This is a genomic window from Paenibacillus sp. sgz302164 (genome assembly GCF_056120505.1).
Genome location: NZ_JBVYOL010000013.1, coordinates 117,651 through 130,479 on the forward strand (window position 1 = coordinate 117,651; position 12,829 = coordinate 130,479).

The 12,829-nt window shown below is 55.7% G+C and carries 14 protein-coding genes; all 14 read left to right on the forward strand.

Annotated features, from left to right (window positions below):
• Positions 1–14 precede the first annotated feature (14 nt).
• The 14 genes from AC0LWT_RS21640 to AC0LWT_RS21705 all read left to right on the forward strand — a co-directional run bounded on the left by AC0LWT_RS21640 (position 15) and on the right by AC0LWT_RS21705 (position 12,714).
• Positions 15–2,048 carry a dipeptide ABC transporter ATP-binding protein gene (locus AC0LWT_RS21640; protein ID WP_474683347.1) on the forward strand — a complete coding sequence of 678 codons (2,034 nt, stop codon included), beginning with the start codon at positions 15–17 and terminating at the stop codon, positions 2,046–2,048.
• 117 nt (positions 2,049–2,165) lie between these two features.
• Positions 2,166–3,035 (forward strand): transporter substrate-binding domain-containing protein, encoded by an 870-nt coding sequence (locus tag AC0LWT_RS21645; RefSeq protein WP_474683348.1) that lies wholly within the window; start codon positions 2,166–2,168, stop codon positions 3,033–3,035.
• On the forward strand, positions 3,036–3,734 hold the full coding sequence (locus AC0LWT_RS21650) for an amino acid ABC transporter permease (protein ID WP_474683349.1): 699 nt from the start codon (positions 3,036–3,038) through the stop codon (positions 3,732–3,734).
• 10 nt (positions 3,735–3,744) lie between these two features.
• Positions 3,745–4,455, forward strand: a complete 711-nt coding sequence (locus AC0LWT_RS21655; RefSeq protein ID WP_474683461.1) for an amino acid ABC transporter permease — start codon at positions 3,745–3,747, stop codon at positions 4,453–4,455.
• Complete coding sequence (gene solA, locus AC0LWT_RS21660) at positions 4,452–5,603, forward strand: N-methyl-L-tryptophan oxidase (protein WP_474683350.1); 1,152 nt, start codon at positions 4,452–4,454, stop codon at positions 5,601–5,603. Before AC0LWT_RS21655 ends, solA begins: the two co-directional genes overlap by 4 nt.
• 7 nt (positions 5,604–5,610) lie before the next feature.
• Entirely contained in the window at positions 5,611–6,396 is a 786-nt protein-coding gene (locus AC0LWT_RS21665) for a methionine ABC transporter ATP-binding protein (RefSeq protein WP_474683351.1), read from the forward strand.
• Entirely contained in the window at positions 6,393–7,061 is a 669-nt protein-coding gene (locus AC0LWT_RS21670; RefSeq protein WP_474683352.1) for a methionine ABC transporter permease, read from the forward strand. Before AC0LWT_RS21665 ends, AC0LWT_RS21670 begins: the two co-directional genes overlap by 4 nt.
• Before the next feature lie 31 nt (positions 7,062–7,092).
• Positions 7,093–7,986, forward strand: coding sequence for a MetQ/NlpA family ABC transporter substrate-binding protein (locus AC0LWT_RS21675; RefSeq protein ID WP_474683353.1), 894 nt, complete (start codon positions 7,093–7,095; stop codon positions 7,984–7,986).
• 21 nt (positions 7,987–8,007) lie between these two features.
• Positions 8,008–9,345: an LLM class flavin-dependent oxidoreductase gene (locus tag AC0LWT_RS21680; protein WP_474683354.1), complete on the forward strand. Its 1,338-nt coding sequence runs from the start codon at positions 8,008–8,010 to the stop codon at positions 9,343–9,345.
• A 5-nt stretch (positions 9,346–9,350) separates the two neighbouring features.
• Entirely contained in the window at positions 9,351–9,569 is a 219-nt protein-coding gene (locus AC0LWT_RS21685) for a hypothetical protein (protein ID WP_474683355.1), read from the forward strand.
• A 433-nt stretch (positions 9,570–10,002) separates the two neighbouring features.
• Complete coding sequence (locus AC0LWT_RS21690) at positions 10,003–10,344, forward strand: ArsR/SmtB family transcription factor (RefSeq protein ID WP_474683356.1); 342 nt, start codon at positions 10,003–10,005, stop codon at positions 10,342–10,344.
• On the forward strand, positions 10,322–10,960 hold the full coding sequence (locus AC0LWT_RS21695) for an MIP/aquaporin family protein (protein ID WP_474683357.1): 639 nt from the start codon (positions 10,322–10,324) through the stop codon (positions 10,958–10,960). Before AC0LWT_RS21690 ends, AC0LWT_RS21695 begins: the two co-directional genes overlap by 23 nt.
• 13 nt (positions 10,961–10,973) lie before the next feature.
• Positions 10,974–11,396 carry an arsenate reductase (thioredoxin) gene (gene arsC / locus AC0LWT_RS21700; RefSeq protein WP_474683358.1) on the forward strand — a complete coding sequence of 141 codons (423 nt, stop codon included), beginning with the start codon at positions 10,974–10,976 and terminating at the stop codon, positions 11,394–11,396.
• Positions 11,397–11,553: 157 nt separating this feature from the next.
• The gene (locus AC0LWT_RS21705) at positions 11,554–12,714 is read left to right on the forward strand and encodes a DUF2264 domain-containing protein (protein WP_474683359.1); all 1,161 of its coding nucleotides are present in this window, start codon (positions 11,554–11,556) and stop codon (positions 12,712–12,714) included.
• Positions 12,715–12,829 lie beyond the last annotated feature (115 nt).

Consider the following 12,829-nt stretch of genomic DNA (forward strand, 5'->3'; position numbering starts at 1 on the left):
AGGGAGACACAGCGATGAAGCAGCTGCTTGATATTCAAGATCTCACGGTCGAGTTCGCCACTAAAAAAGGTTTACTTACGGCCGTTTCCGACGTATCCCTGCATATCGGAGCCGGTGAAACCGTCTGCCTTGTAGGCGAGTCGGGGAGCGGCAAATCCGTCACCTCGAAATCGGTGATGAGGTTGATCGATTACGAGAACGGCGTCATCTCCGGAGGCAGCATCGTGCTTGACGGCGTCGATCTGACCCGGCTGTCGCAGAACGAGCTTCGCGCCTGGCGCGGGAAAAAGATGGCGATGGTGTTTCAGGAGCCAATGGCCGCGTTTGACCCGGTTTTTACGATTGGCAGCCAAATAGCGGAGGTCATCGTCCGGCATAAGCAGGGCAATCGGGAACAGGCATGGGACCGCGCCGTTCATTTGCTGCGCCGGGTCGGCATTCCCGAACCGGAGCTCCGGATGAAGCAGTACCCGGGCGAGCTGTCGGGCGGGATGCTGCAGCGGGCGATGATCGCGATGGCGCTGGCTTGCGGCCCAGAGCTGCTGATCGCGGATGAGCCTACGACCGCTCTGGATGTGACGATCCAGGCGCAAATTCTTCATCTGCTGCAGGAGCTGAAAGCGGAATTCAACATGTCGATTCTGCTCATTACGCACGACATGGGCATTGCGGCCGAGATGGCCGACCGGATTATCGTGATGTATGCGGGGCAAATTGTCGAGCAAGCGACGGTCGGCCAACTGTTCGATGCGCCTCACCATCCTTACACGCGGGGGCTGCTCCGCTCGATTGCGGCGATGGACAGCGACCGCGCAGCAAAGCTGTACTCGATTGAAGGATCGATTCCGAACTTAAGCGATCTGCCCGCAGGCTGCCGGTTTCATCCGCGCTGTCCTTTTGCGACCGACCGCTGCCACAGAGACCGCCCTCCGCTGCAGGAAGTGAACGGCCGTCTGACCGCATGCTGGTACGCCGAAGAGCTGGTGCAGACGGACGGCTGGAAGCAAAGTCCGGCCTTGGCCGTCACCGGCGAAGAGCGTTGCAGCGAGGAAGCTTCCGTTGAGCCGGTCAAGGAGAAGGACGACGAGAACCTGTTCGAGGTTGTCGGGCTGAGCAAATTTTATCCGGTCGGCAAAAGCTTGCTCGGCCGGGCGCGGGCTCATATCCGCGCGGTCGACGATGTGTCCTTCACGATTCGCAAGGGGGAGACGTTCGGGCTCGTAGGCGAGTCCGGCAGCGGCAAGTCGACGCTCGGCCGGGTGCTGCTGCAGCTGGAAAAAGCGACAGGAGGCCGGGTGCTTTTCCAAGGGCAAGATTTGGCGAAGCTTCAGGCCAAGGAACTGCGGGACGCTCGCAAACATATGCAGATCATTTTTCAGGACCCGTACGGCTCGGTGAATCCGCGCTGGAAAGTCGGGGACATTATCGGCGAACCGCTTACGGTGCACGAAATGCTGAGCGCCGGCGAGCAGCGGAGCCGTGTGGAGGAGCTTTTGGAACTGGTCGGTTTGAGCCGCTCTTTGTACGACCGCTATCCGCACGAATTTTCCGGGGGACAGAGACAAAGAATCGGCATCGCCAGAGCGATCGCGCTGAAGCCGCAATTTATTTTGGCGGATGAAGCCGTGTCGGCGCTGGACGTATCGGTGCAGGCGCAGATTGTGAACCTGATGCAGGAATTGCAGCAAAAATTGGGTCTGACGTATGTATTCATCGCCCACGGACTGAACATCGTACGGCACTTGTCCGACCAGATCGGCGTCATGTACCTTGGAAAGCTGGTCGAAATCGCCCCCAGCGAGGAGCTGTTTGCACATCCGGCCCATCCTTACACCCAGGGGCTGCTTTCCTCGATCCCTTTGCCCGACCCGGCCCGCAAACGGGAATATATCGCGATCGAAGGCGAAATTCCGTCCCCCGCCAATCCGCCTTCCGGCTGTCGGTTCCATACCCGCTGCCCGGCGGCGACAGCCAAATGCAAACAAGAGCAGCCCGCGCTCCTGCAAGTGCGGCAAGGCCACTGGGCTGCCTGCCATTATCCTTTGTAAGGCGGTCCCCGGTCCTGCACCGGATTGAAAGCCGGAAACAGTGGGAGCGGTCGTCGCCTTAAAACCAAGTTAGCCAATTGAAATAATTAAATTTAATTTACCGGAGGCAATTGAACAATGAAAAAATTAACCGTACTTGCGTCACTTATCCTTACCGCAGCTTTTGCCGCAGGCTGCGCATCCCAAACGAATACCGCAGGCGGCTCGTCCGGCGCATCTTCTTCATCGCCTGCGGCGCAGGCTGCCGGCAGTCCCGCTTCCACGCAGGCCGCTTCCAAAGGCGTCAAGAAAATCGTGATCGGCACGGGCACCCAGTTCCCGAACATTTGCTTTATCGACGACAAAGGCAACCTGACCGGCTATGACGTAGAACTCGTCAAAGAGATCGACAAACGTTTGCCGGATTACGAATTCGAGTTCAAGACGATGGAATTCAAAAACTTGCTGCTCAGCCTGGAAACGAACAAAATCGATCTGATCGCCCACCAGATGGAAGTCAACGAGGAGAGAAAGCAAAAATTTCTTTTCAATGACGAAGCCTACAACATATTCCCGAACAAAATTGTCGTACATAAAGATAACGACGCCGTAAAATCGATCGACGACCTGAAAGGCAAAAAACTGCTCGTTGGCGCTACCAGCAACGCCGCCGTACTTGCCGAAAAATACAACAAAGAGCACAACACGGGCATCAATATCGTCTACACCGGGGCCGGCGAAGACGCCAAGACGCAAATTAAAGCGGGCCGCGCGGATGCGACGATCAGCACCCAGTTCGCGATCGACTATCAAAACAAAGTGGCCGACGCCCAATTGAAAACGGTCGGAGAGCCGCTTTCCAACTCCAAGGTATACTTCATTCTCCGCAAGGATGAAACCGATTTGAAGGCCAAAGTGGACGAAGCGCTGAAGTCGATCAAAGCGGACGGCACTCTGGCCAAGCTTAGCACGCAGTGGCTGGGCGCTAACTATACAGTGGAGAACTAGATGGGAAAAACGTTTGATATAACGCTTATTTTCGATTTTTTGCCCAAACTGCTCTATTATTTGCCGGTTACCTTGCTGATTCTCGTCGCCTCTCTCGTCGTCGGCGTGCTGATCGGGCTGCTGATCGCGCTGATCCGGTTGTACCGGATTCCCGTGCTCAGCCAGCTTGCGGTCGTATACGTTTCTTTTATCCGGGGGACGCCGATTCTCATTCAGCTGTTCCTGGTGTTCTACGGCTTGCCGGCGCTGCTGCAAATCATAGGCCTCGATATCGCCCGGATGGACCCGATCTATTTCGTCATCATCACCTACGGGCTCAGCATCGGCGCTTCCAAGTCCGAAACGATCCGTGCCGCAGTGCAGTCCGTTGACCGCGGCCAGACGGAGGCGGCCTACGCCATCGGCATGACTGCGCCCCAGTCGTTCGCGCGCATCGTCGTGCCCCAGGCGCTGGTGAACGCCTTCCCGAATTTCGCCAACTCCGTAATCGGGTTTTTGAAAGATACGTCGCTTGCCTTTTCGATCGGCGTCATGGATATGGTAGGCAGGGGGGAAACCCTCGTTTCGGCTACATCCCATACGCTGGAAGTGTATATCAGCCTGACGATCATTTACTATGTGACCGTGCTGATTCTTGAAAAAGTATTTTTCACAGCGGAGTTCAAGCTGCAAAAGCATGAACGGCCGCTCGCCGGATGAGGTGAGGACTATTCACATCGATCTTCTTTTTATTTACACTTCGTTTTTTGAAATTTTAAAAGCATTGCCGCTTACGCTGGTACTGACGATCGTGCCGCTTATTATCGGCTTTTTCATCGGTATCGGGACCGCGTTCATCCGGATTTACAAAGTTCCCGTCATCTGCCGGATCGCCGATTTCTACGTCTCGTTTCTCCGCGGCACGCCGATATTGCTGCACATTCTGGTCATTTTCTGGGGGCTGCCGATGGTCATCGACAAGCTGGCCGCCTCGTTCGGATGGGGCTTCAAATCGGCCTCTATTCCGTCGGTTCTGATCGTGCTGGCGGCGTTTTCCCTGACGGCGGGAGCCTACATGTCGGAAATTATCCGTTCCGGCATTTTGGCGGTGAGCCGCGGTCAAATCGAAGCCGCCTACTCCGTCGGGATGACCACCCGGCAGGCGCTTCGCCGCATCGTGCTGCCGCAGGCGGTCGGCGCCATTTTGCCGAATCTGTGCAACATTTTCGTCGGATTTTTGCATACGTCGTCGCTCGCTTTTACGGTATCGCAAATGGAGCTGCTCGGCAAAGCGAACGTCGTCGCGTCGGTGAGCCTGAAATTTTTGGAAGCTTACATAGCGGCGGCGCTCATTTATTGGGGATTGACACTCATTGTCGAATGGCTGACAGCTTTTTTGGAGAAAAAAGTAACCGCCTACCATCGGGGAGGGGTCGTATGAGCAGCTACGATGTCATTATTGTCGGCGCCGGTTCGATGGGGATGAGCGCCGGTTACCATTTGGCGAAACGGCAGGTCAAGACGCTGCTGATCGATAAATTCGATCCGCCGCACATTGCGGGCAGCCATCATGGCGAGACCCGGCTCATCCGCCACGCCTACACCGGCAGCCGGACTTACACGGCGATGGCGCTGCGGGCCGACCGGCTGTGGCAGGAGCTGGAGGCGGAGAGCGGGCGGACGCTGCTGGTCCGCTCCGGCGTGCTGAACATGGGCCCGCTTGAGCACGGCGGCTTAAGCCAAAAAGTCCGGTCAGCGGAGGAGCATAAGCTGAACGTCGAGCTGCTTCAGCCGGGCGAGATTCGCAAGCGCTGGCCGGGGGTGAACCCTCCCGAGCATTACGTCGGGCTCTACGAGCCGCAGGCCGGGTACTTGCTGAGCGAGGATGGCGTGCGCGCATACCGCGAGCAGGCTTTGCGGTACGGCGCCGATTTGCTCGTCCATACATCGGTGACCGCCATCGATGTAAGCGGCAGCGGCGTTTCCGTGCATACGAACGGCGGCGTGTATTATGCGGATCGCCTGATTCTAAGCCTGGGCGCCTGGTTCGGCGAGCTCGCTTCGCTGCTCGCCCTGCCGATCCGCCCCGTCCGCAAAGCCGTGGCCTGGTTCGAAGCCGACGAATCGCTGTACGGCGCGCAACGTTTCCCCGGCTTTACGTTCGGCGATCCGCGCGGCGGCGGCTTCTACGGCTTTCCGAGCATCGGCGGCTCCGGCGTCAAAATCGGCCGTCATGACGCCGGCCAGCCGTGGCAGCCCGGGGCCCCGTTCGAGCCGTTCGGCCATTACGCCGACGACGAGCGGGATTTGCGCCGGGCGCTGGAAAGCTTCCTGCCGCAGGCGGCAGGCCGCGTCCTGCGCGGCGCGGTGTGCAAATACGAGCTCACGCCCGACGAGCATTTTATCGTGGACCGGCACCCGGAACACCGGCACGTCGTCGTGGCCGGCGGTTTTTCCGGTCACGGGTTTAAATTTTCCAGCGCGGTCGGGGAAATATTGTCCGATCTGGCGACGCAGGGGAAGACGGAAACGGACATTTCGCCGTTTGCCTTATCCCGATTTAGCGCGCTTTCCGCAGATTCGAGGTGAGCCGCAGATGATCACGATCAGCGGTTTGAGCAAGACGTACCGCACGGCAAATACGCAGACGAAAGCTTTGGACGACATTCATTTGCACATCGACAAAGGCGATATTTTCGGCATTATCGGCTTCAGCGGCGCGGGCAAATCGACGCTGATTCGCTGCCTGAACCGTCTGGAGGAGCCCGACGCCGGAATCATCCGCATCGGCGGCAAAACGATTACCGATTTGAACAAAAAGGAGCTTCGCGAGGCGCGAAGGAAAATCGGCATGATTTTTCAACAGTTCAACCTGCTGGATGCCAGAACCGTGTTCCAAAACGTAGCATTCCCGCTGGAAGCGGCCGGCGTTCCGCGAAACCGGATTAGACCGCGGGTGGAAGAAATGCTCGAGCTCGTCCGGCTCGGCGATAAAGCGAATGCGTATCCGGAGCAGCTCAGCGGAGGGCAAAAGCAGCGGGTCGGCATCGCCCGGGCGCTTGCCAATGAACCGGATGTGCTGCTCTGCGACGAGGCGACTTCCGCACTCGATCCGCTGACGACTCATGCGATTCTGGAGCTGCTGCGTGAAATCAACCGCAAGCTGAATCTGACGATCGTCCTGATCACCCATGAGCTGGACGTCCTGCGCCACATTTGCCGGCATATGGCCGTCATCGAGCAAGGCCGGATCGTCGAAACTGGCACCGTCGATACAATTTTTTTCCAGCCGGAGAGCGAGACATCGCGCAGCTTTATCCGCATCATCGACAGCTATCAGGTAAGAAGAGACGCGGCGCCGAAAGCGGGTGCAGCCCGATGAGCGACGATTTGGCCGGTTTGCTGCTTCAAGGACTCGGCGAGACGGTGTACATGGTCGCTTTGTCGACGTTGTTTGCGCTGCTGCTCGGGCTTCCGCTCGGTATTATTTTGGTCGTCACGGAAAAAGGGAACCTGATCCCGTACCCCCGATTTCACAAAGTGCTGAGCACGGCCGTGAATATCGTCCGTTCGTTTCCTTCCATTATTTTGATCGTCGTGCTGCTGCCCTTATCCCGGTTTATAATTGGCACTTCCCTTGGAGCGACGGCGGCGATCGTGCCTTTGTCCATCGGTTCGGCGCCGTTTTTGGCAAGGATTATCGAAAATGCGATCAAGGAAGTCGGGTTCGGTAAAATCGAGGCGGCGCAAGCCGTCGGCGCGACTCCTTATTTTATCGTTACCCGGGTGCTGATCCCCGAATCGCTGCCTGCGCTTGTGCGCGGGGTGACGCTGGCGGTCATTACGATCACGGGCTTTACCGCAGTGGCCGGCGCCATAGGCTCGGGAGGACTGGGCAGTCTTGCGATCCGCTTCGGCTATATGCGGTTTCGCGAGGATATATTGTTTTTGACCGTTTTGCTGCTCGTCGTTTTGGTGCAGGCGATCCAATGGATAGGGGATTACATAGCGAAATCGATCAACCGCAAAAGATACAAATTCGAGTAATTTTATTAAATTTGGAGCAGGAGTGAGCGAAATGAAGCATCGGAAACTAGTATCCGCAGCGTTGATATCTATGATTATGGGGGTCGCTGCCGGCTGCGGCGCGGCGAATCCAGGCGCGGCTCCGGCGAGCCCTCAAGCTGCGGCGGCGACAACGGCGGCGACTGCTGCGACCGCTGCCCCGGCGGCAACGGCTCAGCCGAAGGCCGAAGTCAAGTTGACGATCGGTGCGGCCGCTGTGCCTCATGCGGAAATTTTGAATTTCGTCAAACCGAAGCTGAAGGAGCAGGGCGTCGATCTGGTCGTCAAAGTGCTTGACGATGAAGGGCAGCTCAACCCGTCGCTGGCGGAAAAGCAAATCGATGCCAACTATTTTCAGCATGTTCCTTACCTGGAGTCGATCTCCAAAGAGAAGGGCTACAAATTCACCGTTACGACGAAAGTGCACGTCGAACCGATCGGCTTTTACTCGAACAAGCTGAAATCGCTCGATGAGCTGAAAGAGGGCGCTACGGTTGCGATTCCGAACAATCCTTCCAACGAGTACCGCGCGCTGGTGCTGCTGCAGGTCAAAGGCTTGATCAAGCTGAAAGACGGCCTCACGACTTATTCCGCCACGCCGAAAGATATCGCCGACAATCCGAAAAAGCTGAAATTTTCCGAGGTCGATTCCGCGCAGCTGCCCCGCATTTTGCCTGATGTGGACGGTGCTATCATCAACACAAACCTCGTGCTGGAAGCAAAAATCGACCCGAACTCGGCGCTGTTCCGGGAAGACGCGAACTCGCCTTACGCCAACGTCATCGTAGTTCGTCAAGGCGACGAGAATCGCCCGGAGATCAAAAAGCTGGGCGAAGCGCTGACGGCGCCGGACGTAAAAAAATTCATTCAAGACAAGTACGGAGTCGCCGTCGTACCTGCATTTTAGCCGGGGAGGCGGGTGACGGGCATGGCGGGTACGAGACAAATCAAGTTGTCGGCCTATCTGGTTGGCACAGGCATGCATGTGGCTTCATGGAGGCATCCCTCCGCGCAGCCCGGCGCAAGCATCGACATCGATTATTACAAGCGATTGGCCCGGACTGCGGAGCGGGGCAAGTTCGATATCGCTTTTATCGCCGACAGTTTGGCCATTAACGAACAATCGCATCCGAACATTTTGAACCGGTTCGAACCGATTACCCTCATTACCGCGTTGGCGTCGGCCACTTCCCATATCGGCGTCGTCGCCACGGCTTCGACATCCTACGTGGAGCCGTTTAATCTGGCCCGCATGTTCATGTCGGTCGATCATATCAGCAAGGGCAGAGCGGGGTGGAACATCGTTACCACGAGGGATTTGTCGGGGAATACGGCGCGCAACTTCAGCAGGGAAGAGCATTATGAGCACGACTTCCGTTACAAGCGGGCGGAGGAATTTATCGAGGTGGTGAGAGGGCTCTGGGATTCGTGGGAAGACGACGCTTTTGTGCGGGACCAGGCGGAAGGGACGTTTTTCGCTGCGGAGAAGCTGCACCGGATCGATCATCGCGGCGAGTTTTTTTCGGTGCAGGGGCCGCTTAACATCGCCCGTTCGCGGCAGGGGCATCCTGTGCTCGTGCAGGCGGGATCTTCGGAAGCGGGCCAGCAGTTTGCCGCCCGGGCAGCCGAAGTCGTGTTTTCGCACAAAAACAATTTCGAAGACTCGCAAGCTTTTTATCGGTCTTTTAAAAAGAAAGCGGCCGATCTCGGGCGCAATCCGGACGATATTTACATTTTGCAGGGCATCTCTCCGGTAATCGGGGAGACGGAACAGATCGCCAAGGAAAAATTCGCGTACCTCGATTCCTTGATTACGGAAGAGGCGGGCATCCGCTTTTTGACGGATTATTTGGGCGATTTCGATTTGTCCGGGTACAACCTGGACACCCGCTCCAGGGACATCGGTTTGCACAAGCTGGAACGGGTGCGCTTTGAGTTCAGACGGTTTCAGGACATTATTGCCAAGGAGAACCCGACATTGCGGCAGCTGTACTCCTTGCTTACGGGCTCGTACAGCGACGACCATTTTATCGGGACTCCGGAGAAAATTGCCGACCGGCTGGAAACATGGTTTAACGAGCGGGCTGCGGACGGCTTCATGCTGATGACCCCTCTGCTGCCGGACGGGCTGGACGATTTTGTCGATCATGTCGTTCCGATTTTGCAGGAAAGAGGGCTGTTTCGCACGGAGTACGAGGGAACCACGCTGCGGGATCATTTTCAGCTGCCGAAGCCGGTAAACCGATTTTCGAAAAAAGGAAGGTGACAGCAGTGAGCGATACGTATCGGCTTGCTGGCATTGAGGATGCGGAAGAGGTGCTCGCAGTCATTCGAGACGCCTATGAGTCCATCCGCGAGCTCGGCGTCCAGTTCACCGCAGTAAATGCGGATCTTGGGATGATCACGGACAACATTGCGAACCATTCGTGCCAAATCGCCGTCCTTGGGCGAATAACTTTGACAAATCAGCCTTCCAGTATACCTTTTTAGCAAAACAAACTTCGAATTCCCACACCAATCGCCGGCATTGCGCAAAAAACCTGTAAAAGTACATCTTTTCGCTCCCCGATGACCTGGCTTTGGAAAATGCCTGCAAATGTGCAGGCATTTTTGCTGAATTAGGCGCTCAGCCTCATCTTAGCCGAAAATTCCTGCACAATCGCAGGCTTTTCGTCCAAACGGGCTGTTTCCACCGGAAAAGCCTGCACTTTCGCAGTTTTTTGCGTGCAGCGGTTGTTTTACCAGCTGTTCTCTGATAATAAAGTTATTTAAAATACGGATAGCGTCGCTAAGCTAACTGGCAGTTTAACGTAATAATCAACTTTTTTTGATTTAATGATTGACTGGGTAAGAAAGTGGTGTTACATTCAGTCTGTAGAATAAATCAAAAAAAGTTGATTTAGTGCAAAGAGGTGGTGACTCCATGAAAGAAGTTTCGTTCAAAGACTACGAAGCCAAATTCAAAGCGCTTGCCGATGAAAAGCGACTTCACATCATGTACGAGCTGACGCAGCGCGGAAACACCTGCGTTTGCGATCTCACGGATATTTTCGACATGTCCCAATCCAAGCTATCGTATCACTTGAAGATTCTGCTGGATGCCGGCTTTATTACGCGTGAGACGCGTGGTACGTGGAGCTATTACGAAATTAATCAACAGGAAGTAAGCCATATCCTCTCGGAGGAGCTGTGCTGCATGTTCAAACCAGCTCGAGAAGGCAATAACTGCTGCGGAGTGACCCATGAAAAAGAAACTAATTGCTGAGTTTATCGGCACTTATTTTTTGGTCTTTGCCGGACCCGGAGCCATGGTGATTGACGAGATCACCAATAGTATCACTCATGTCGGAGTTGCCCTCACCTTCGGACTTGTGGTCACGGCTCTGATCTATACGTTTGGTCATATCTCAGGAGCCCATTTTAATCCTGCGGTCACCATCGGGTTTTGGGCGCGAGGGGAAATTTCCGCCAGGGATGGCTTGTACTATGTCGTCACTCAACTCCTTGCAGCGGTCGCGGCGAGTTATACCCTGTTCCTCTTGTTTGGGAATGTTGCTCATTTAGGGGCTACCCTCCCCATTTCAAGCGAGACACAGTCTTTTGTTTTAGAGTTTATTTTGACGTTTGTGCTGATGATCGTCATCTTGGGGTCTGCCGTACACGGTAAAGCGGTAAAAAGCTTTGCCGGCATATCGATTGGCGCTACGGTCGGGCTGATGGCAATGTTTGCAGGTCCGATCAGCGGAGCCTCGATGAACCCTGCACGGTCACTGGGACCGGCTTTTGTGTCCGGCGCAACCGAACATCTATGGTTGTATGTGGCAGCTCCCGTTCTTGGGGCAATAGCCGCTTCCATGATCTATAAAACATTACATGAATAAGGGGATGGATGAATTGGATAAAAAGCTCGTGTATTTTCTTTGTACAGGGAATTCGTGCAGAAGCCAAATCGCTGACGGTTTTTTGAAGTCGATCGGCAGCGACCAATATGAAGTCAAAAGTGCGGGACTGGAGGCGCATGGGCTAAACCCCCGAGCAGTTCAAGTGATGAAGGAAGCCGACATTGATATTTCGGGGCATACGTCTGACGTGATTGACCCCGAGATCCTCAGAGAAGCGGACTACATTATCACGCTCTGTGGTCACGCGAACGATAATTGCCCGGTAATCCATAACGATAAAGCGGAAAGATGGCACTGGGGCTTTGATGACCCGGCGAAAGCGACCGGAACCGAAGAAGAAATCATATCCCAATTCCGCGAAGTTCGTGATTCCATAAAAGATCGAATTGAGCGCTTTGTGAAAGAAGGTAAATGAGCCATGATTAAGCGGATGCACGTAGCGGTGAACTGCATTATCAGAGAACGCCAGCCACTGCGTTTGCAGTTTTTATTTTCCCATTGAAACGTTTCAACCAAGCGTAATATACTTGTTTAGTAGGATATGCACATAGTTGAACATGGGATGGGTGAATATGGGACAGACGTCATACGGATACAATGAGGAACGTAAATATTGGCTGGACACGCTGCGCATGATCGCGGACCCGGTTTTGAAGGCGCTGAGCAAGCAGCAGTTGAAGGAGCTGATGCCGGTTCAGGCGCAAACGGGCGACCGCTCGCGCTATACGTATTTGGAAGCGTTTGGGCGGACGCTTAGCGGTTTGGCGCCTTGGCTTGAAGGCACGGAAGCGGGCGGTGAGGAAGCTGGGCTTCGCGATGCATATGCAGCGGAGGCGAGGCAGGCCATCGATGCGGGAACCGACCCCGGCTCGGCGGATTACATGAATTTTGCGCATGGGGACCAGCCTTTGGTGGATGCCGCTTTTTTGGCGCACGCTTTGCTTCGCGCGCCTCGCGAGCTGGCGGATAAGCTCGATTCGCGGGTGCGGGGCAACGTGATTGAGGCGCTTAAGCAGACGCGCCGCATTCAACCGTATATTTGCAACTGGCTGCTGTTCAGCGCCATGATCGAGGCGGCTTTGTACCGGCTGGGTGCGGACTGGGATGCGATGCGGATCGATTATGCGCTCAGGCAGCATGAACAGTGGTACAAAGGGGATGGCGCTTATGGAGACGGCCCCGATTTTCATTTTGACTATTACAATAGCTTTGTTATTCAGCCTATGATGATGGATATTCTCGACGTGTGTGCGGACCAAGGCCGGGATTGGCCTGCCATCAAGCAATTGCACGAGCAAAGATGCATCCGGTACGCGGACGTGCAGGAGAGGCTGATTGCGCCGGACGGCACGTATCCGCCGATCGGGCGGTCCTTGGCGTACCGGTTCGGCGCTTTTCAGCATTTGGCGCAAATGGCGCTTCAGCACCGTTTGCCGGCTCATTTGAAGCCGGGGCAAGTGCGCAGCGCGTTGACGGCTGTCATTCGGCGGACGCTGGAGGTGCCCGGCAACTTTGACGCGAACGGCTGGCTGACGATCGGCTTTTGCGGAAATCAGCCGGAAGTCGGGGAGCCGTATATTTCTACGGGCAGCCTGTATTTGTGCACGACCGTGTTTGTGCCGCTGGGCCTGCCGGCGGCTGATCCGTTCTGGAGCGCGCCTTCCGAGGCGTGGACGTCGCGCAAAGCGTGGAGCGGCCAGCCGTTCGGCATCGACCAAGCGCTGAAAGGTTGACCGCCGCCATGCGATTTCCGCACCGCGCGCTTGGAGCTGCCTGCGGTGCGAAAAGAGCGGCCCCCAAACCGGGGTTCCACCGACAAAAAAAAGAACCACCCCGAAAGCGGGCAAC